The organism is Clostridium sp. CM027, assembly GCF_024730565.1.
Taxonomy (GTDB): Bacteria; Bacillota; Clostridia; order Clostridiales; family Clostridiaceae; genus Clostridium_AD; species Clostridium_AD estertheticum_B.
Genome location: NZ_CP077725.1, coordinates 1608208 through 1630887, shown reverse-complemented (window position 1 = coordinate 1630887; position 22680 = coordinate 1608208). Strand labels below are relative to the sequence as shown.

Sequence of the window (22680 nt, the reverse complement as noted above, 5' to 3'; positions counted from 1 at the left end):
TATGCCATTGTTAATTGTTGCTTTAGGAGTTGTGTTATTATTAGTTCTAATGATAGCTTTTAAATTAAATGGTTTCTTGTCATTAATTATTGTGGCACTATCAGTTGGTATTTTGGAAGGCATGCCATTGCCTGATGTTGTAACTTCTATTACAAAGGGTGTTGGTGGTACATTAGGTACACTTGCATTAGTACTTGGATTTGGTGCTATGCTTGGTAAGCTAATGGCAGACAGTGGTGGAGCTCAAAGAATAGCACTTACATTAATTGATAAGTTTGGGAAAAAGAGAATACAATTGGCAGTTGTAATAACAGGATTTATAGTTGGTATGGCTTTATTTTATGAAATAGGGTTTGTACTTTTAATACCGCTAGTATTTACAATTGCAATATCTGCTGATATCCCACTTTTATATATAGGAGTTCCAATGGCAGCAGCTCTTTCAGCCACTCATGGATTTTTACCACCACATCCAGGTCCTACAGCTATAGCAGCTATTTATAAAGCGGATTTAGGTAAGACATTGCTTTATGGTATTGTGGTTTCTATACCTGCGGTAATTCTTGCTGGTCCTGTACTTACGAAGTTCTTAAGGCATATGGAACATGATATACCAAAAGGATTATTTAACCCTAAGATATTTACGGAAGAAGAAATGCCTAGTTTTGGAGTAAGTGTATTTACGGCTTTAGTGCCAGTAATACTTATGGCAACAAGAGCTGTTGCTACTATCTGTTTACCAAAAACATCACCTATATTAAGTTATACTACATTCTTAGGTGATCCAGTAATAGCATTACTTTTAGCTGTACTTTTAGCTATATTCACTTTTGGACTAAACAGAGGCAAAAAAATGCCTGAAGTGATGAAAACTGTAACTGAATCTATAGCGGGAATAGCTATGATACTATTAATAATAGGTGGAGGCGGAGCCTTCAAACAGGTTTTAGTAGATAGTGGAGTTGCAGACTATGTTGCCCTAATTATGAAAGGATCAAGCATGTCACCACTATTACTTGCATGGTTAATTGCAGCAATCCTGAGAATAGCATTAGGATCTGCGACAGTGGCTGGGCTTACAGCAGCAGGTATAGTTGGACCATTAATTGTAGCAACAGGTGCTAGTCCAGAACTTATGGTATTAGCTACAGGTGCAGGAAGCTTAATATTTTCACATGTTAATGATCCTGGGTTTTGGATGTTTAAAGAATATTTTAATCTATCAATACCAGAAACATTAAAATCCTGGACAGTATTAGAAACTATAATCTCTGTAGTTGGCTTAGTTATGGTTCTATTACTAAATATGATTGTATATTAAAGTTTTATATAGGAGAAGCCGTTCTTCTACTTAATAAGTTTTTAAAGGGAGGAATTTAGATTATGGATAAACAGCAATTTGGAGTTATAGGCGTTGGTGTAATGGGTAAAAATTTGGCAATGAACGTTGAAAGCAGAGGGCTATCTGTTTCAGTTTATGATCGAAGTAAAATTGCCACTGATGAGTTATTGATAGAGGCGAAAGAAAAAAAAATTGTGGGCACATACTCTATAGAAGAGTTTGTGAACTCTATTGAAATTCCGAGAAAAATATTGATTATGATTAAAGCAGGAAGTCCAGTGGATGAGGCAATAGAAGAATTAATACCATATATATCAAAGGGTGACATAGTAATTGATGGTGGAAATTCATTTTTTATGGACACAATACGTAGAAGTAAAAAACTTGAAGAGTTGGGTTTTAAATTTATAGGAGCAGGAGTTTCAGGCGGAGAAGAAGGAGCTTTAAAAGGCCCAGCAATTATGCCAGGAGGTCAGATTGATGCTTATAAAATAGTAGAACCAATTTTAACAGCTATATCTGCAAAAGTAGATGGAGAATCGTGTTGTACTTACATTGGAGCAAATGGGTCAGGACATTATGTAAAGATGGTTCATAATGGCATAGAGTATGCAGATATGCAGCTTATTTGTGAAGCTTATGCGCTTTTAAAAGGAGTTCTTGGACTTTCTAATGATAAAATTCATGATGTGTTTGCGCAGTGGAATAAAGGTGAGCTCAATAGTTATTTAATGGAGATAACTAGTGAAATATTTGCACAAAAGGATAATGAGTCCGGAAAGCACATGGTTGATATTATTCTAGATAAAGCAGGTCAAAAGGGAACCGGGAAATGGACTAGTCAAAGTGCTCTAGATCTAGCACTGCCAATACCTACAATAACAGAGGCTGTTTTTGCACGTTGCGTTTCGAAAGTAAAAGATGAACGAGTGTTGGCAAGTAATATATTAAAAGGACCAGATGAATTATTTGAAGGGGATATAAATGAGTTTATAGAATCAGTAAGAAGAGCTCTTTATACAAGTAAAATATGTTCATATGCACAGGGATTCGCGCTTATGAAAGCTGCAGCAGTAGAATATAACTGGGACCTTAAATATGGCGAAATTGCTAAAATATTTAGAGGTGGGTGTATTATTCGCGCTCAGTTCCTTAACAAGATTAACGTTGCCTATGAAAATGATGCTAATATTAAAAATCTAATGTTAGATTCTTATTTCAAAAATATCCTTAGTAGTTATCAAAAGGATTGGCGATTTGTAGTATCCACAGCTGTAAATTTAGGTGTGCCAGTTCCGGGGTTTTCTAGTGCAATAATGTATTATGATAGTTATAGAAGCGCAAATCTCCCAGCAAATTTACTTCAGGCACAGAGAGATTATTTTGGTGCCCATACATTTGAAAGAGTTGATAAAGAAGGGACATTCCATCATGAATGGGTAAGTGAAACTAAATAATAAATATCAAAACCTGTAGTTTATATTTTAGACTGCAGGTTTTTGTTGTTAAAAAGATATAATGAATATGTTTAAAAATATTTCGCATGCTAGTATATTACATTTTACAAGAGTTTTCAACTAAATTCTCAACATAACACTCTGGAATAGGGATTTAAAGTAATTATATTGACAAAGCTATCCAAATATGTAAAAATGAATATGGAAGTTTACAAAATAAGCATATGAAGGATAAAAATGTCGAAAAAAGTATTGCAATTTTTTAGCACAATTAGTTAGTTTAACTTTTATGGTTATTTTATTTTGGTATGGCAATCTAATTATATAAGGGGGATTATTAATGAAAGGAACTAAAATTATTTCATGTATAACTATGGCAGCACTGATGGTCATAGCTGTAGGGATAACAACAAATGTGAAAGCTGAAACGATTAAAGAAATTAAGCCGGTAACAGAAATGGCTCACAAGAATGTAGTTACATATTTCCCTAATTGGGCAATGTACAACTCTGCTCATCAATCAATGGAACCGAAGGATATACCATGGACAAAAGTTAATGTAATTAATCATTCATTTTTCTCAATAAATAAAGATTTTAAAATCACTTCAATAGATACTTATGCGGACTATGAGAAGACGATGGAGCATTCAGGAGGGTGGGATTCTCCACTAAAAGGATGTTTAGGAGAGTATAAGTATTATAAAGGCATATATCCAGATAAGAAGATACTTATTTCTGTTGGTGGTTGGACACGAGGAGAAAATTTTCATGCAATGGCTATGACGTCAGAAACTAGAAAAGTATTTACAGATAGTGTTGTTGAATTTTTAAAGCAGTATCCATTTATAGATGGTATCGATATAGATTGGGAATATCCAGGTGTAGATAGAAAGGCAGAACCAAATGATCAATACGATAAAGGATGTCCAGGTGGGCCAGAGGATAAAGTCAACTATACATTACTATTGAAAGATATAAGGGATGCATACAATGCAAATGGATTATCAGGTAAAATGTTAACTGTAGCAGCTGGAGCAGGCTATGATAAGATGGCATTAGTAGAACCATCTAAATATGAACAATATCTTGATTACATGAATGTTATGACTTATGACATTCATGGTGCATGGGAACTAACTACGAATCATCAGGCAGCATTATATGTTAACCCTGAGGATCCATCAGGTACAACCCCAACAGATTTGAAGAATAAATATAATTCAGATTATGCAATGAAGGCTTATAGAGATATTTATAAAATTTCTCCATCAAAGCTTAATATGGGATCACCATTATATTCAAGAGGTTGGAAAGGTGTTAAACCAGGACCAAATGGAGATGGGTTATATCAAAGTGCAACTGGAGCTTCTGTGGGATCTTTGGATAATCCATCCTCACCAGGTGGACAAGAGCCATGGTTTATATTAAAGCAACTAGAAACTACCCCAGGTTGGAATAAATACTATGATACGAAAGCAAATGCAGTATATTTATATAATGCATCAAAGGGTGAATTTCTAACTTATGAAGATGAAAAGACATTAAATGATAGATGTGATTATGTAAATGCCAATGGCTATGGTGGAGTATTTATTTGGGATGCTTCTGATGATGATTTATCAAAAGGATCTCCAATGACAACCATAGCATGGAATAAAATGAGTACCCCTGTAGTAAATAAACTACAAGCAGCAACTTTAACATCAGGAGCGGTAAGCAATGGAGCATATAAACTAACAGCAATAGTCCCAACTAACAATACAGCAACTTCATATACAATAATGGAAGGTGCGAAGACTATAACAAATGGTACATTAGTAGCAGGACAAACTACAACACAAACAATAGTATATGATAGTACAGGTAAGGGACCAGGAACGTATGATTACACAGTAGAACTTTCCGACGGAACCAAAAGCATTACATCAAATCAAGTAACTGTAATAGTGCTACCACCAGTAGTAAATAAACTACAAGGAGCAACTTTAACAGCGGGAGCAGTAAGCGATGGGGCATATAAACTAACAGCAATAGTCCCAGCTAATAATACCGCAACTTCATATGCTGTAATGGAAGGTACGAAGCAGTTAACAACGGGTAAATTAGTAGCAGGACAAACTACAACACAAACAATAGTATATGATAGTACAGATAAGGTACCAGGTACTTATGATTATACAGTAGTAGTAACCAATGGAACATCATCACTTATATCAAATAAAGTATCAGTAACCGTTCCAAAAGTAGTTGGCAAATTGCCAGCTAAACCAAGCTTAACTCAAGATAACTGGGATGGTAGTGCTGAGTATAAAATAATTATGAACATGTGGTGGGGAGAGAATGGTACTTCTTGGAGGCTATATGAGAATGGAGTACTAATTTCAACGAAACCATTAGTAGCAAGTGTCTTAAACGCCCAAACAGATTCCGTATCATTTAAAGGGAAAGCAAGAGGAACTTATGTGTATAAGGCAGAGCTTGTTAATGATGCAGGTGCTACAGTATCTGATGAATTCAACTATACTGTAAAATAGTAAGTAGTCAATCTAGGATATTACTTAAGATTAGCAGCTATATCATAAAGTACAGTAGCGGATTTATGACAACAAAAACAGTATAATTATTAATGGGACTGTCTTAAAAACAATAAAAAAGGCAGTCTCTTTTCTATTAATAATCGGGTCCACTTGAATCCCACTAAGACAACTAATTACAAAATATGTTAGGAGGGTTATTAATGAAAGGAACTAAAATTATTTCATGTATAACTATAGCGGCACTAATGGTGGTCATAGCTATAGGGATAACGTCAAATGTAGAGGCTAAAACGATTAAAGAAATTAAGTCAGTAATAGTGCCTGTAGTAAAACCAATCTCTGGTTCAAAACTACTTGTAGGGTATTGGCATAACTTTGATAATGGAACAGGGATTGTTAAACTTAGAGATGTTTCAACTAAATGGGATGTTTTAAATATATCTTTTGGTGAAACAAATATAGATCGGGCTGTAGTTGAGTTTTCGCCTTGCTATGGCACAGAGGCGGAGTTTAAGTCTGACATCGCATATTTGCAAAGCAAGGGAAAGAAAGTTGTACTTTCAATAGGTGGACAAAATGGCGTAGTGCTAGTACCAGATGCTACTGCAAAACAAAAATTTATTAATTCTGTGGAGGCCGTAATAGATAAATATGGTTTTGATGGAGTTGATGTTGATCTAGAGTCAGGCATTTCGATGAATGCTGGAGATACTGACTTTAAAAATCCAAGCACACCACAAATTGTAAATCTTATTACGGGATTAAGAACTATTTCAGATTATTATGGTCCTAATTTTATATTAAGTATGGCGCCTGAAACTGCATACGTTCAAGGTGGTTATAGTTCTTATGGAAACATATGGGGTGCTTACTTGCCAATTATTTATGGTGTAAAAGATAAATTAACTTATATTCATGTGCAACATTACAATGCTGGTAGTGGAGCTGGAATGGATGGTTTAAATTATAATCAAGGTACAGCTGACTATGAAGTAGCTATGGCAGATATGTTACTTCACGGATTTCCAATAGGCGGGAATTCTAGTAATGTATTTCCAGCATTAAGAGAAGAACAAGTGATGATAGGATTGCCAGCATGCTCATTAGCAGCTCCGAGCGGTGGATACATAAATCCTACAGAAATGAAAAAGGCATTAGATTATATAATGAAAGGAATTCCTTTTGGGGGTAAATATAAAATTTCAAACGCAAAGGGCTATCCAGGATTTCGAGGTTTAATGTCTTGGTCAGTCAATTGGGATGCTAAAAGTAATTATGAGTTTTCAACTAATTATCGTGCATATTTTGACGAAATAGTTAACCCAGTTTATTCATTAAAGGAAGCAATTATTTCATCAAGTGCAGTAGCTAATGGTAGCTTTACATTGATGGCTGAAGTACCAGGATATAATACTGCTAGTTCTTATAAATTTATAGATAATATAGGAGTAATTACAAGTGGTAAAATAACGCCTCAAACTTCAGAAGTAACATTAACGCAGCAAGTTGCTAATAAAAAACCCGGAACGTATGATTACACAATAGAACTTTCTGATGGAACAAAAACAATTACATCAAATCAAGTAACTGTAATAGTGCTGTCGGAAGTAGTAAATAAACTACAAGCAGCAACTTTAACAGCTGGAGCGGTAAGCGATGGAGCATATAAACTAACAGCGATAGTTCCAACTAATAATACCGCAACTTCATATGCTGTAATGGAAGGTACGAAGCAGTTAACAACGGGTAAATTAGTAGCAGGACAAGCTACAATACAAACAATAGTATATGATAGTACAGATAAGGCACCAGGTACTTATGGTTATACAGTAGTAGTAACCGATGGAACATCATCACTTATATCAAATAAAGTATCAGTAACCGTTCCAAAAGTAGTAGGCAAATTGCCAGCTAAACCAAGCTTAACTCAAGATAACTGGGATAGTAGTTCAGATTATAAAATAATTATGAACATGTGGTGGGGAGAAAATGGTACTTCTTGGAGGCTATATGAGAATGGAGTACTAATTTCAACGAAACCATTAGTAGTAAATGGTTCAAATGCCCAAACGGATTCCGTATCATTTAAAGGAAAAGCAGGAGGAACCTATGTGTATAAGGCAGAACTTGTTAATGATGCAGGTGCTACAGTATCTGATGCATTAAACTATACTGTATCAAATGGTAAATAGTCACAAAATCCCTCTATAATCTTTGATTTAGGGGAGAGGTTCACAAATATAATACATGTTCGCAATTATCACATTAAAGTTATATATGTATATAATAGTATATATATATTTTTTTATATTTTAATAATTTGAATACAAAAGATTATAATATAAGAAGGGGGAATCGGCATGTATTTGATCCCATTGCCACGGAAAGTCATAGAACGCGAAGGATTATTTTTGATAGGCCACAATACTGCCATTGTGTTAGATGTGGCATTGGATGATAACGATTTGGAAACGGCGAAGATGTTACAGCAGGAAATTAAAAAGGTTATCGCAATTACGCTTCCTATTAAAAAAGTGTTACGGAGTGCAGGGGATCTTTATGAAAACTGCATTTGCTTTCAATATGACAATATAGATACAAGAAAAGAAGCTTATATGCTGAGTGTGAGATCAAATAAAATTACAATTACCGCCTGTTCAAGCCGCGGATTCCTGTATGGAGTAGCTACGCTAATTCAGCTATGTAAGATATCACGTGCGGAAATTGGATGCACAGATATTGAAGATGAACCATCTTATTCAAACAGAGGATATATGCTTGATGTTAGCCGCGGAAGGGTGCCTACTATGAACAGTCTGAAAGTGCTGGTTGATCGGTTGTCCTTGTATAAAATCAATCAACTTCAACTGTATATGGAAAACTGTTTACGACTAGATGGATTTGAGGAAATTTGGTCGCAGACTGATCCTTTTACTCCGGAAGAAATTTTGGAACTAGATTCTTACTGCAATAAAAGAGGCATTGAACTGGTACCTTGCATAGCATCATTTGGACATTTGTATGATTTACTCCGTTCAGAGAGCTTTGGTAAATACAGAGAAATGAATACCGGTCAGGGTGAGGCATTTACTTGGTATAACCGTATGAGATACCATATCATTAATGTGTCTGACCCCGATAGTTTTGCTCTTATCACAGGAATTCTTGACCAATACATGCCATTGTTTCGCAGTGATAAAATAAACATTTGTTGCGATGAAACATTTGATTTGGGTAAGGGGAAGAGTGCTCCTATGGCAAAGGGAATGGTTTACGGAGAGATGTATCTTTCTTATGTGAATAGGTTAGTGGAATATCTTCAAAGTAAGGGAAAAAAGGTAATGATTTGGGGTGATATTCTGCAGAATCATCACGAACAGATGGGTAAACTTAATTCGCAAGTTACTTGCCTTAACTGGTATTACAATTATGGTGCTAAGGAAGAAGTTGTTAAAATTTTTGCAGATATCGGTTTGAAGCAATATGTATGTCCTAGTGTATCAGGTTACAGTAGGTTGGTGAATGCATATGACATGAGTTTTACTAATATAAGAGAGATGGCAAAGTTAGGTAATCAGTATCATGCGGTGGGATTTTTGAATACAGACTGGGGAGATTGTGGACATATTAATATGCCGGCGCTTGCCATTCCCTGCATGATTTATGGCGCAGCACAGGGTTGGAACGTTGAGGACGACAGGGATTTTAGCACCATAGACAAGGCTATTTCACTGGTTGAATATGAAGATCGCGGGAAAAATCTGGTAGGGCTGTTACGTGAACTTTCTCGTCAAGATATAATTACTTTTAACGATATGGCATTTTTCAGGGATTATAAGGTGTACAACCAGACCTACAATGATCGTGGAACCTCGCTATATGAAAAAGCTAAAAATGAAATGATGTTGGTTTCAGAGAATCAGCTTAAGGGTGCAGTTACCAAATGCAGCGAAATCATAAATTTCCTTAAACAAAATGATAGTGGTTCATATGCAGAACGCCAAGAAGAAATGCTAGAGTATTACCTTGCTGCTCGTGGTGTAGCACTTATGCAGGAGTTGACGCTGATAATTAAAAAGCGTGAGTATGCTCAGGATGTACAGCCACTGGATACTCCTTATGAATTGGCTAGTAAGCTAGAATATTGGCTGATGGATTACTGTACGGAGTGGAGGACTGTCAGTCGCGAGAGTGAATTGTATCGAATAAAAGAATTTGTTTGGCAAATCTGCTCCATCCTGCGAAAATACGATACAAAGTTACACAGTTGATGATAGATTCAAACAGAGCGATGATTCTTCAAAAATCATATAATAAAAGCTGTGAAATTAATTTCACAGCTTTTATTATATAATCATCTTCTGAAATGTCATTCTATAAGAACTGTTTCCTATTATTGTATAAAGACTTATAACCTAAGTTTAGGGATAAAAAAACTGTTATACAAACAGAAGTACAAACTGCAATCATAATGGCTATTTGGTACATAATCGCTGTGGTAGGTAGTGTACCTGACAACATCTGTCCTGTCATCATTCCCGGTAAAAAAATTATTCCCATTCCTAGCATGGAATTCATTGTAGGAATTAAGGCGGTTTCTAAAGCATTATTAGCAAAAGGCTTTAAAATATCTCTAGGCTCCACTCCTAAATTGAGTAAAGTATTAATTTTATTTTTTTCTTTGCTTATATCATCCATAAAGGTTTTTATTGCAATGTTTACTCCCGTCATAGAGTTACCAATAATCATACCAGCTAAAGGTATAGTGTATTGAGGGTTGAATATGGATTTACCAACAACTATAGTTACAAAAAAGACTAGAATAAAAAGTCCCGAAAATGTTAAAGAAGCTCCTATTGCAATTTTGAAATTTTGATTTAAGTCTTTTTTACTTTTAATTACTCTATCAATAGAAAATACTATCATAATTACTAAAAAAATTATAGTAAATATAGGCTTTGGATTACTAAAGACATATTGAAGTATATAACCCACAATTACAAGTTGAACTGTCATTCTTAAACTTGCAACTATAAGAAGTTTTGTTTGATTAACCTTTGATTTTTTCATAATTATGAGCACTATAATTAGAAGTAAATAAATAAGTGAAAATTGGAAAATACTTAGCTGTACTGCTCCTTTCATATTTATGCCTCCTTAACTATTTCAACTTTATTTTCACAAAACTCATCAACAATAGTTTTATTGTGGCTTACAATTACAATTTCAATGTTTTTTGCTTTGCAGAAATTTATTATATTTATCATCATTTCATGACTGTTTTTTTCATCTAATGCTGAAGTTGGCTCGTCGAGTAATATAATCTCAGGACATAATGATAAAAAAATTGATATATAAACTCTTTGACGTTCTCCACCAGAAAGGGTAGATGTATTTTGGTCAAGTGGAACATTTACGCAGCAAAGATCGGTAATGTAGATAATATATTCTAAGCTAGGCATAGTTTTTTGTCTTAGTGAATAAAAGGTTTTAAAATTGTCTATTATGCTTTCATCAAATAGGAAAACATCCTGAGAAACTAGGCTTACTTCACGTCTTAGAGCAATAGGGTCATATGCACCAATTGGTGTACCTTTATATAATAATTCACCAGATATTGGAGTTATAGATTGGTTTAACAGTTTTAAAAAAGTGCTTTTGCCACATCCACTTTCCCCAACGATAAAATTAATCATTCCCTTTTGAACTTTTACGTCATTATAAGTTAAATTGGATTTGTAAATAAGATTGCTTGCTTGAAATAATAATTCATTCATTTAAAATGACCTCCAAAAAAATAATATCTAAAATAGATATACAAATTCGATAACAAGTTTATCAATTAAGAATATCACTGGATAAAATTAAATGCAACAATATACAAAGTGACCTTCTGATACTTCTACCAACTGACCTTTTTCTTCTAAATGAACATCTACAATCGGATTATACTTGATACGGGCTCTATTTTCTGCACAAGCTGGATCAGGGACAAGCATTGATGAAAACAGTGCCTTAGTATAAGGATGAATTGGATTGCGATATAATTCGCAAGTTTCAGCGAGTTCAACAATTTTTCCATGATACATAACCCCTACTCGGTTGCAGACATACCTTACCATTGATAAATCATGTGAAATAAATAAACACGTCATACCATTTTCTCTTTGAAGCTTTTTAAATAAATTGATAATTTGAGCTTGAATTGAAACATCTAAAGATGCAATTGGTTCATCAGCAATGATGAATTCCGGATCAAGACTAAGCGCTCGTGCAATTCCTACACGTTGTCTCTGTCCACCTGAGCATTCAAATGGATAATAGTCTTTATAGATTTTATCAAGGCCTACCAAGTTCATAAGCTTATAAACTTTATCCATGCGTTCTTCTTTCTCCTTATACACTTTTTGGATTATAAGAGGTTCCTCAATAATTTCTTTTATAGTCATCCGTGAATTTAGAGATGATGTTGAATCTTGAAATATAATTTGCATATTTCTATTTATAAGTCTCTTTTGAGCTCTGTAAATTTTAGGATCTGATATAAGATTTCCCCTATAATAGATTTCTCCCTCTGTTGGCTTATGGATATTAATAATGCTTCTGCCAGTAGTTGATTTACCGGAACCGGATTCACCCACCAAGCCAAATATTTCTCCTTTATAAATTCCAAAAGATATATCATCAACTGCTTTAATTAAAGTATTTCTATCTAATTTGAAATATTGCTTTAAATTTCTCACTTCCAATATTTTTTCGGTTTTCATTTCATATCACTCCACATTTCTCAAATTTAATGGGGGATTTATTTTTGGCGCATCTTTGTGTAAAAGCCAAGTTGCAGCACTATGTGTATCACTGATTTTAAACATTGGTGATTCAGCTAGATAATCCATCTTCAAAGCATATTTGTTTCTCACCGCAAAAGCATCACCCTTTGGCAGGTTCAGTAAATTAGGTGGCATTCCTGGTATGAAATTCAAAAATTCCTCATCAGAATTAATTTTAGGTAAAGAGGACATTAATCCCCAAGTATAGGGATGCCTTGGATCATAAAAAATATCTTTAGCTGTGCCAATCTCAACAAATTTACCTGCATACATAATTGCAATTCTTTGGGCAATATTTGCAACAACACCTAAATCATGCGTGATAAATATGATTGATATACCAGTTTTTACTTGTAACTCTTGAATAAGATCTAATATTTGTGCTTGGATAGTTACATCTAAAGCAGTGGTTGGTTCATCAGCAATTAATACTTCAGGGCTACAGGCCAGTGCTATTGCAATAACACTTCGTTGTATCATTCCCCCAGAGAAATGATACGGATACTGATTAAATCTTTTTTCTGCATGATCTATCCCAACAAGTTCCATCAATTCTATGCTTTTCCTTTTCGCTTCCCTTTTGCTAATTTTTTGATGAATGAGTACCGCTTCCATGATCTGTTTGCCAATAGACATAGTGGGATTTAAAGAAGTCGTAGAATCTTGAAATACCATAGATATGTCCTTGCCTCTCACCTTATTCATAGATTTTTCGGATGAATTTGTTATGTTCTCTCCATTAAGAATAACTTCTCCACTTTTTATACAGCCATTTTCGGGAAGTATGCGTAAAATGCTTTTACATAATACTGATTTTCCAGATCCTGATTCTCCAAGTATCGCTAAAACTTCTCCTTTTTTTAGAGAAAAAGAAACATCTCTAACCACCTTCACTTCACCCGCTTTAGTTGAAAAGCTTACGACTAAATTATTTACTTCTAACAAATTGTCCATATTCGCTCCTATTCATTAAAAACCACAAAACAACATTATGGCGCCTTTGTAGTTTCTCTTTATTTTTTAAATTTTCTACTGAATTGTCCAGTCTGTAATATTCCGGAATATTCCGACGCCATGGTGGCCTAATACTGTTTCTGGGGTAATCCCTTTTATATTAGGTTTTGCAACATATAAGGCATCGATGTATGTGATAAATGTATATGGCATATCTTTAGCTAATTCAATTTGGAATTCTTTGTAATATTTTAATCTTTCAGCTTCGACATCAGTTTCTCTTGCTTCCTGTAATAACTCATCAACTTTGGCATTTGAATAGCTGTTGAAATTACTACCTTTACCTGTTACAAACACTTTATAAGTGTGATCGTCCGGATCAAATGGACTTCCCCAGCCAATCAGGAATGCGTCTTGATTCTCCCAATCGATTTTTGGCTGCAGCGCAACCTTCATATCAACCCCAATTGCTTTAAACTGTTGAGCACAAACGTTCGCCATATCAACTCTAACCTGGTCTCCTTCATTGCAGTTGACAGTAAATGATATTTTCTTATTGTTCTTTTCATATATTTTGTCCTCGCCAAGCTTCCAGCCCGCTTTTTCAAGCTCTTGCTTCGCTTTTTTAGGATTATAATTAAATTTTTCCATATCAGGGTTGTTATATTCTCCGGCCTGAAGTGGTGAATATGCTACTTTACCCTGTCCTAATAGAACACTGTCCAAAATAGCTAATCGATCAATAGCGTAACTTAAGGCATTGGGCAGTTCTGGATTTAACTTAAATAAGGGACTATTAAAATTATACATAATTCCTCTGTAGTCTGATGTTTTCATATCATAAACAACAAGTTCCTTATTATTTTGAAATTGACCCGCATCATGTGGTGTAACCTGCGCTAAATCCAATTCTCCGGATTTTAATTGCAGGGCTCTTGCCTTTGTATCCTCTATAATTTTAAAGACTACTTTATCAATTTGTGGTTCTTTTACATAGAAATCTTTATTTTTTACAAGAGTAATACTTTGTCCTTTATCCCAGCTCTCCATTTTAAATGGACCAGTTCCGATTGGAAATTGATTGAATTTATCTGTTGCAATGTCTTTTCCTTCTAAGAGGTGCTTAGGTAAAATACCAATTGTCAAATAACCCAGCATCGCAATATTTGGTGCCTTTAAAGTTATTTTTACCGTAGTCTTGTCTACCACTTTAATATTGGTAATATCTTCATAGTTGGAGGCTATTTCTGAAGCGTTTTTAGGATCCATAATTGTATCTAAAGTAAACTTCACATCCTCTGCCGAAAAAGGATCATTGTCATGCCATTTAACATCATTTCTTAATGTAAAAGTGTATGTTTTTGTAGCTTTATCATATTCCCAACTTTTTGCAAGTCCTGGAACAATCTTATTGTTTTTGTCATGAGTCGTAAGTCCACTAAAAATCAGGGAATTAATTTCTCCATGTTCATATAATGCGGGATTAATACTTGAATAATCCCCACTTCCATAAACTAAAACCTTTTCATTCGACGCTGTTTTCTTATCAGCACTACTATCACCGCCACAGCCTACCAATAAAACCATGCTCATAATCAGCGCCACTCCTAAAATTATCTGTTTTTTTAATTGCATAATTTTTCTCCTTAATATTTATTGTTTTATATAAAGCATCAATATTTATATTAGAAATATTGATGCTTTATATCTTTATAAATTACTAAATTCTTTATTGTTTTTCTTCCTTACATAGTTGCCTATATTCGTTATGCAAACCAATGTAACCACTAAAAATATACCCGGAATCAAGATAATCCACCAATAATTTGATAACAATGCCTTTTCCGAAAGGGAGAGCATACTACCCCATGAAATAATTTCAAGTGGAAGTCCAATCCCTAAAAAACTCAAAGTTGATTCTATTGCAATGGCACTTCCAATATTAATAACCACCATAAACATTATTGATGAAATGAAATTTGGTAGCAGATGCCTTTTTAAAATATAAAAGAATTTACCTCCAGCACATTTCGCTGCTAAAATATAACCACTATTTCTAATTTGCCTTACTTCACTTCGTACAATCTTAGAAATGTTCATCCAACTAGTAAGCCCAATTACAATGGAGAGGGATACTGGATTTGCTTGTCCTATCATTGCTTGAATGAAAATCATGGCCAAAATCGATGGTATACTAAGTGCGATTTCAGTAAAACGCATCATAATATCATCTACTAATTCAGATGCAACACCACTGAGGCTTCCAACTACAATTGCGATTGTAGTTGATATGATCGTAGCTAATACCCCGATAAACAAAGAGATTCTACCACCATACCAAATCATAGTAAAAATATTTCTTCCTAAAGAATCTGTGCCGAAATAAAAGTTGCTGTTAGGAGCTACATTAATATTACCTAGGTCCATATAAGAAGGATCAACTTTCGTTATTATCCCGTAAAAAATACATCCAAGGATGATTGTAAGTAACATTCCTATTGAGATATAAGGTCTTTCGTTTATGTGTTTTTTAAAGCTTTTTCTTTTAGCTACTTTTATCGTTTCTGGAACATAATTTTCTCCAACTATTTTAAAGTCCCTATATTGTCTTTCCAACAATTCTCACCCCGATCATGTTTCATTCTTGGATCTATTTTATCATTAATTACTTGTGCTAACATATTTACGAAAACCACCAATATCCCTGTTATTAAGCAAAGTACCATCAGCATATTATAATCATGATATTTAGCGCTCTCAAAGGATAAAGAGCCAAGTCCAGGATAAGAAAAAACTTTTTCTACCACATAAGTTCCTCCTAAAATATGAGAAACGGATATTGACATAATACTAATATAAGATGGCATAATATTTTTTAAACAATGTTTATATACAATTTTCTTTTTACTTAAACCCTTAACTTTGCATAATAACACATAATCTTGTCTGGTTTCTTCTACTAATTTATTTCTAATCATGTATGTGTAATACCAAAGGTGACTCAATATCAGAACAATTAAAGGAAGTAGAAGATGCTCTACTCGACTTCCAATGTTGCTGGATTGCCCCAGCCCATAGGCACCACTTGAAGGTAATATCTCTAAATTAATACTAAAAATTAAAATCAGTATAAGAGATACCCAAAACGATGGGATACAAGTGGTTATAACACCTATTTTGCAAATAATTTTATCTATGAGCTTGTCCTCATGTAAGGTGCAAAAAAATCCTAAAAGTAGAGCAAATAAAAAGGTTAATATATAAGCAAGCCCCCCTAGTATAATTGTATTTATATAAACATCTTTAATTACTGTCGTAACGCTTTGTTTATATTTGTAAGATATACCATATTCACCATGAGCCGCATTTGCTAACCAGCTAATATATTGCCTATATATAGGGTCGTTTAATCCGAGCTTTTTCATTGCATCCAGTTTTTGTGTAGTATTCATCCTCTCAACGCCTTCGCCATAATAAGACATTAAAGGATCTCCAGGTGATAACCTTGCCATATAAAAGACAATGATAGACAGCAGAAATATAACAAAGATGAACTGTACTATTTTTTTTTCTATGTAAATCACATTATTCATAACATTCGATCCTTTCCTAAATAACATAAATAACATAAGAACCACGAAAATTCAGCTCCTTCTTCAAAAAAGAAAAGAGTCGAAACCTTCGTGGTTTAATTTTAATAGTTATTAAATTTTAAAAATAAATTTTTACTATAAAAAATTATTCTTCTAAATAAAGACGCAAGATTCGTCTTGCATATTAAGTCTATATTATATTTCTAATTTAGTCAAATAAAATCATTTTATATATTATATTGAAATGAATATATAAAATTACGTGTTCATTTTTAAGTATATTATTCCTGTTTTTAGGTATTGTTGACAAGTAGATGTTATGATAACATTTAATCAATAACAAAACGTTTACATGAAGAAATGGGGGGTTAATTAATGAAAAAAGCAGTATCAATTTTATTGGCATCTTTTATGATGTTATCTTTAAGCGCATGTGGATCAAAAAATGAGACAACAGCCCCAAAAGCATCGGATAAATTAACTGTTTATTCACCACATCCAATAGAATTTATCGACCCAGTAGTTAATGAATTTGAAAACCGGACAGGAATTAAGGTTGAGGTTGTAGCAGCAGGAACAGGAGAACTCTTAAAGAGAGTTGAAGCAGAAGGAGAAAACCCATTAGGAGATATTCTATGGGGAGGCTCATTGTCTACTCTAGAACCAAAGAAGGATTTATTTGAAAAATATCAATCTATAAATGAAAAAGATGTTTATGATGATTATAAAAATAAAGATGGTCAAATAACAAGATTTACTGCTATACCAAGTGTAATTATGATCAATAAAAACCTTATAGGAAAGATAAAGGTAGAAGGTTTCCAAGATCTATTAAATCCTGAGTTAAAAGGAAAAATAGCTAATGCAGATCCATCGAAATCTTCTTCAGCTTTTGAACAGGTAATAAATCATTTATATGCTATGGGAAATGGAGATCCAGAAAAGGGTTGGGATTATGAAAAAGCATTAACAAAAAATTTAGATGGTAAACTATTAAGTGGTTCTTCAGCCGTTTATAAAGGTGTAGGTGATGGAGAATATACTGTAGGATTAACATTTGAAGAAGCTGCTGCAAAGTATGTAAAAGATGGAGCGCCAGTTGAAATAGTTTACCCTAAAGAGGGTACTATTGCTAAAGCAGATGGTGTCGTTATTATAAAAGGTGCTAAAAACATGGGAAATGCTAAGAAATTCATTGATTATGTAACTAGTAAGGAAGGACAGACTTTAGTAGCTAATAAATTAAATAGACGTTCAGTTAGAAAAGATGCTCCAGCGGCTGAAGGGCTTAAACCATTAGATAAAATTAAGGTAATAAAGGATGACGAAGCATGGCTTAAAGAAAATAAACAGATGATTTTAGATAAATATAAAGATATATTTACAAGCAACTAAAAAAGATGGGCCCCTAGGACTTTTAAATATTATATTATTAAAAAGCCCTAGGGTTTTTTTATAAAAAAATTTGTATTAGAAAGGAAATTAAAATATGAGTACATCCATTGAATTCACAAATATAGTAAAAAGATATGATGATAATACAGTAATTCCAAAGCTTTCACTTAAAATTAAGGAGGGTGAATTTTTCACATTGCTAGGACCTTCAGGTTGTGGTAAAACAACTCTTTTAAGAATGGTAGCAGGATTTAATACAATTGAAGAAGGAGAGATTAAGTTTAACTCAAAGGTAATTAATGATATTCCCGCACATAAAAGAAATATAGGTATGGTGTTTCAGAATTATGCTATATTCCCTCATATGACAGTATCAGAAAATGTTGAATATGGGTTAAAGCTAAGAAAATTTAGCAAAGAAGAATCAAATAAAAAACTTGAGGAAATTTTAAAAGTTGTAAAGATATATGAGTATAAGGATAGATCACCAGACAAACTTTCAGGAGGACAGCAGCAACGCGTTGCACTAGCGAGGGCTATTGTAATTCATCCAACAGTATTGCTTATGGATGAGCCTCTTTCAAATTTAGATGCAAAACTTAGAATAGAAATGAGAAGTGCTATAAGAGAAATACAAAAGAAAGTAGGAATAACCACAGTATATGTAACTCATGATCAAGAAGAAGCACTTGCTATATCAGATAGAATTGCAATTATGAACAAAGGTGTTATTCAGCAAATAGATACACCACAAAGAATTTATTTAAGACCTTCAAATGTCTTTGTTGCTACATTTATTGGTCACTCTAATATATTTAATGGAAAAATATTAGTAGAAGAGGAAAAGCAATACGTTGTATTTGAGAATGGATATAAAGTGTCTATGAATAATTTGAATAGCGGAGCGGAAAACGGAAAAGAAATTAAAATATCCGTAAGGCCAGAGGAATTTATAATAAGCAATAACAATTATGGGATTAGAGGTGTAGTTCACTTTAATACATTCCTCGGGAAATATATAAATTATGAAGTAAAACTTGATAATGGGGAAATAATTGAACTAACACAAGATACTAGTACTAATGATACTTTCCATGAAATTGGACAAGAGCTATATCTGCAAGTATACAATAAAAAAATTAATGTTTTTAACAAGGATGGGGATATAAGTCTTATTACTGGAGTGGGAAAATATGAAGAATAAAAAAGTTAAAAAGATAAAATTTGATTTTTGGACAATAATAATTCTTATTTCATTTTTAATATTCTCAGTATTTCTAATTTATCCACTAGGTTCATTGTTTTTAACTAGTTTTCAAGATGTGGAGACCGGAAAATACACTTTAGACAATTTCGCTAAGTTTTTCACTAAAAAGTATTATTATGGAACACTTATAAATAGTTTTACTGTAAGTATTATAGTAACCTTACTAGCTATTTTAATTGGTGCTCCCTTAGCTTATATCATGACTACAGTAAAAATTAAATTTAAATCAATCGTAGAGGTACTTATTATAATATCTGTATTATCTCCACCTTTTATAGGAGCATATTCATGGATATTACTACTTGGAAGAAACGGAGTTATTACAAATTTCTTCTTGAAAACCTTAGGAATACATCTTCCTAGTATTTATGGGTTTAAAGGGATTTTACTAGTGTTTACCTTGAAATTATTTCCGTTTATATATTTGTATGTTTCAGGAGCACTAAAGAAAATAGACGTTTCACTAAGTGAAGCAGCAGAAAGTTTAGGCTGTAGTGGAGTTAAAAAAGTATTTACTATTATATTACCACTGATGCTTCCTACAATAATGGCAGCGTCATTATTGGTATTCATGAATTGTCTTGCTGATTTTGGAACTCCAATGCTTATAGGTGAAGGGTTTAGAGTTATGCCAGTTTTAATTTACTCAGAGTTTGTATCTGAGGTAGGCGGTCAAGCAAATTTTGCCGCTGCACTAAGTACAATAATGGTAATTATAACAGCGGTTATTTTTTTAGGACAAAAATATGTAGTTAATAGAAAGTCATATGTTATGAACTCATTAAAGCCTATATCTGCTAAAAAGGTTAAGGGATGCAAGAACCTTTTAGCACATTTATATGTTTATATTGTTGTAGCACTAGCTGCAATTCCTCAGGTAACAGTAATATATACCTCGTTCTTAAAAACAAGTGGCTCAATGTTTGTTAAAGGGTTTTCACTAAATAGCTATAAAACAGTGCTTTCAAAACTGGGTAATTCAATTCTGAATACCTATGTATATGGTATAATAGCTATAATAATAATAATATTATTGGGAATGCTTATATCTTACGTATCTGTACGAAGAAAAAGTGCCTTAACCTCCTTCCTAGATACATTAACTATGTTCCCATATATTATTCCAGGATCTGTTTTAGGTATTACATTATTATTAGCATTCAACAAGAAACCAATGGTGCTAAGTGGTACTTTCATTATAATGATAATTGCATTTGTTATAAGAAAACTACCTTATACCATTAGATCCAGTGCAGCAATACTATTGCAACTTAGTCCAAGTCTTGAAGAAGCATCAATTAGTTTAGGTTATTCTGAAATGAAAACATTCTTTAAGGTTACTGCAATTATGATGATACCAGGGGTATTTGCAGGAGCAATATTAAGCTGGATAACAGTAATAAATGAATTAAGTTCTTCAATTATTCTATATACAGGAACTACAAGAACATTATCAGTTGCAATATACACAGACGTTATAAGGGCAAGTTATGGTACAGCAGCTGCTTTATCATCTATATTAACGGCTACAACTATCATATCACTAATAGTTTTCTTTAAATTCACAGGTAAGAAAGAAATAAGTTTATAAAAACCTAATAGGGGGATTTGCGTATGAAAAATATAAAAAGAAAATTTTTCAAGGAAGAAATAAGAAAAACTTTTATATTATATGCACTGACTCCTATTATAATTTTGTCCTTTATTTTTTATAATTTATTATTTTTGTATAGCAGTAAAGCCGTCGAGAGAAGTAATAAAAAATATAACAATAGTATATCAAATATTATAAGTAATGAGTTTGTAAGTTACAAAGTGGAAGTAGAGCATTTAGTAAAATGGGATGAAATAAAAAAGGCTTTTTATAATCAACATGACGAAGCAATGGTATATGAAAGGCTTTATAATACCGTTAATAATCATAATATAAGAAGTGTTTTTTATGTTTTTAATGAAAAAGGAGAGTCTATAATAACAAATGCTAAAGGGGACCCTCAATACGCTAAAAGTGATGATTTATTTATGGGTGGAGTTTTTAAGAAAATGAAAGACAATCCTAATAAATCTGTTATGATGCTTAATAGGGCTCAACTCGATGTGAATACAAGAACTGTATACTCTATAGGAGAAGCTATTACTGACGACAATAACCACGTTGCAGGGTTTATTGTTTTCGATATTTTAGAAAATGAGATGAACAAAATAGTTTACAGTAGTAGCAATCATCATGCTGTAATAACTGATAGATATAACAATAATATAGTTTCAACTAATAATGCACTTCTAGATGGTATAGGTAAATTGAAGCCATTTTTGGATAAAGAGAATAACTATGTATTTAATAATTCTATAATAGAAGGTAATGTTTATATTCATACAATTACATATGTGGGCTTTATAAAAAACATCTATTTAATAGGTGAAATATTTTTAATCTTAGTGTTTTTAATTTTAGTGTTTTCTATGTTATTCATTGCTAAGAAAATATCTATAAGTAAGACAAAGTCAATTGATAAATTATTGTCTGCTATTAACAGTGTTCAAGAGGGCAATTTGAACACTGTTGTCAGTATAAACTCTAATGATGAGTTTGAAGTTATAGGTCAGTATTGCAATAAAATGATAATAAGAATAAACGAGCTTGTAGAAAGAAACAAAGAAGAGGCAAGAAGAAATGCATTATCAGAGCTTAAGCAGCTAGAAGCACAATTTAACCCTCACTTCTTATTTAATACACTTGAAATGCTTAAATACATGATAAAAACAGATGAGAAGAGTGCCTCAAAGATCATTGTTTCAATGGCTAACTTGTTAAGATACAGCATAAATAAAAATTTTAATAAGGTAAAGCTTAATGATGACGTTAAATACATAGAGGATTATCTAATAATACAAAAATTTAGATTTGATGATAATTTTGATTACATTTTTAATTTAAATAAAGAAGTAGGAGAATGCTTGATACCAAAACTTATAATACAACCTATTATTGAAAATAGTATAAAATATGGATTTGAAACAAAACAATATTTAAAAATAAATATAGACTGTAGGGTTGAAAATGATAATTTAGTAATATCAATTGTGGATAACGGAGAAGGAATGAGTTATGAAAAATTATCTGGGATACTAAAACTCATTAACAAAAGTAAAAACGATACAAACCATATAGGACTTTATAATGTTCAAAAGAGAATCAATCTTATGTATGGTATGGAATACGGTATAAATATATATAGTAAACTATATGAAGGTACTAAAATAGTTATTAACCTTCCAGTACATAAAAGTGAGGAGTAGATT

General features: G+C 32.9%; 16 protein-coding genes. 9 read left to right on the top strand and 7 right to left on the bottom strand.

Annotated features, from left to right (window positions below):
* Position 1 precedes the first annotated feature (1 nt).
* The 5 genes from KTC92_RS07825 (at position 2) to KTC92_RS07805 (ending at position 9609) form a co-directional block, all read left to right on the top strand.
* Positions 2 to 1321, top strand: coding sequence for a gluconate:H+ symporter (locus KTC92_RS07825; protein ID WP_220286487.1), 1320 nt, complete (start codon positions 2 to 4; stop codon positions 1319 to 1321).
* Between the two features lie 62 nt (positions 1322 to 1383).
* Entirely contained in the window at positions 1384 to 2799 is a 1416-nt protein-coding gene (gene gndA, locus KTC92_RS07820; RefSeq protein WP_220286486.1) for an NADP-dependent phosphogluconate dehydrogenase, read from the top strand.
* Between the two features lie 340 nt (positions 2800 to 3139).
* Positions 3140 to 5335 (top strand): glycosyl hydrolase family 18 protein, encoded by a 2196-nt coding sequence (locus KTC92_RS07815; protein ID WP_258280744.1) that lies wholly within the window; start codon positions 3140 to 3142, stop codon positions 5333 to 5335.
* Between the two features lie 203 nt (positions 5336 to 5538).
* The gene (locus KTC92_RS07810; protein WP_220286485.1) at positions 5539 to 7530 is read left to right on the top strand and encodes a glycosyl hydrolase family 18 protein; all 1992 of its coding nucleotides are present in this window, start codon (positions 5539 to 5541) and stop codon (positions 7528 to 7530) included.
* 168 nt (positions 7531 to 7698) lie between these two features.
* Positions 7699 to 9609: a family 20 glycosylhydrolase gene (locus tag KTC92_RS07805; protein WP_216302889.1), complete on the top strand. Its 1911-nt coding sequence runs from the start codon at positions 7699 to 7701 to the stop codon at positions 9607 to 9609.
* Between the two features lie 103 nt (positions 9610 to 9712).
* On the opposite strand, the gene fetB is transcribed toward KTC92_RS07805, so the two are convergent.
* From fetB to KTC92_RS07770, 7 genes are all read right to left on the bottom strand, one after another.
* On the bottom strand, positions 9713 to 10483 hold the full coding sequence (fetB, locus tag KTC92_RS07800; RefSeq protein ID WP_216302888.1) for an ABC transporter permease: 771 nt from the start codon (positions 10481 to 10483) through the stop codon (positions 9713 to 9715).
* A 2-nt stretch (positions 10484 to 10485) separates the two neighbouring features.
* On the bottom strand, positions 10486 to 11115 hold the full coding sequence (locus tag KTC92_RS07795) for an ATP-binding cassette domain-containing protein (RefSeq protein WP_216302887.1): 630 nt from the start codon (positions 11113 to 11115) through the stop codon (positions 10486 to 10488).
* 87 nt (positions 11116 to 11202) lie between these two features.
* Positions 11203 to 12105, bottom strand: coding sequence for an ABC transporter ATP-binding protein (locus tag KTC92_RS07790; RefSeq protein WP_220286484.1), 903 nt, complete (start codon positions 12103 to 12105; stop codon positions 11203 to 11205).
* A 6-nt stretch (positions 12106 to 12111) separates the two neighbouring features.
* Positions 12112 to 13122: an ABC transporter ATP-binding protein gene (locus tag KTC92_RS07785; RefSeq protein ID WP_220286483.1), complete on the bottom strand. Its 1011-nt coding sequence runs from the start codon at positions 13120 to 13122 to the stop codon at positions 12112 to 12114.
* Positions 13123 to 13197: 75 nt separating this feature from the next.
* Complete coding sequence (locus tag KTC92_RS07780) at positions 13198 to 14757, bottom strand: ABC transporter substrate-binding protein (RefSeq protein ID WP_220286482.1); 1560 nt, start codon at positions 14755 to 14757, stop codon at positions 13198 to 13200.
* A 75-nt stretch (positions 14758 to 14832) separates the two neighbouring features.
* Entirely contained in the window at positions 14833 to 15738 is a 906-nt protein-coding gene (locus KTC92_RS07775) for an ABC transporter permease (RefSeq protein WP_220286481.1), read from the bottom strand.
* Complete coding sequence (locus tag KTC92_RS07770) at positions 15708 to 16715, bottom strand: ABC transporter permease (protein WP_375294760.1); 1008 nt, start codon at positions 16713 to 16715, stop codon at positions 15708 to 15710. The genes KTC92_RS07775 and KTC92_RS07770 overlap by 31 nt, the downstream gene beginning before the upstream one ends.
* Positions 16716 to 17090: 375 nt before the next feature.
* Between KTC92_RS07770 and KTC92_RS07765 the strand changes: the two genes are divergently transcribed.
* The 4 genes from KTC92_RS07765 (at position 17091) to KTC92_RS07750 (ending at position 22677) form a co-directional block, all read left to right on the top strand.
* A complete protein-coding gene (locus tag KTC92_RS07765; protein WP_216302881.1) occupies positions 17091 to 18110 on the top strand; it encodes an ABC transporter substrate-binding protein in 1020 nt (339 codons plus the stop codon).
* Between the two features lie 94 nt (positions 18111 to 18204).
* Entirely contained in the window at positions 18205 to 19314 is a 1110-nt protein-coding gene (locus KTC92_RS07760) for an ABC transporter ATP-binding protein (RefSeq protein WP_216302880.1), read from the top strand.
* Entirely contained in the window at positions 19304 to 20968 is a 1665-nt protein-coding gene (locus KTC92_RS07755; RefSeq protein WP_216302879.1) for an iron ABC transporter permease, read from the top strand. Before KTC92_RS07760 ends, KTC92_RS07755 begins: the two co-directional genes overlap by 11 nt.
* A gap of 23 nt (positions 20969 to 20991) precedes the next feature.
* Positions 20992 to 22677 (top strand): sensor histidine kinase, encoded by a 1686-nt coding sequence (locus KTC92_RS07750; protein WP_220286479.1) that lies wholly within the window; start codon positions 20992 to 20994, stop codon positions 22675 to 22677.
* The last annotated feature ends 3 nt before the right edge of the window (positions 22678 to 22680 follow it).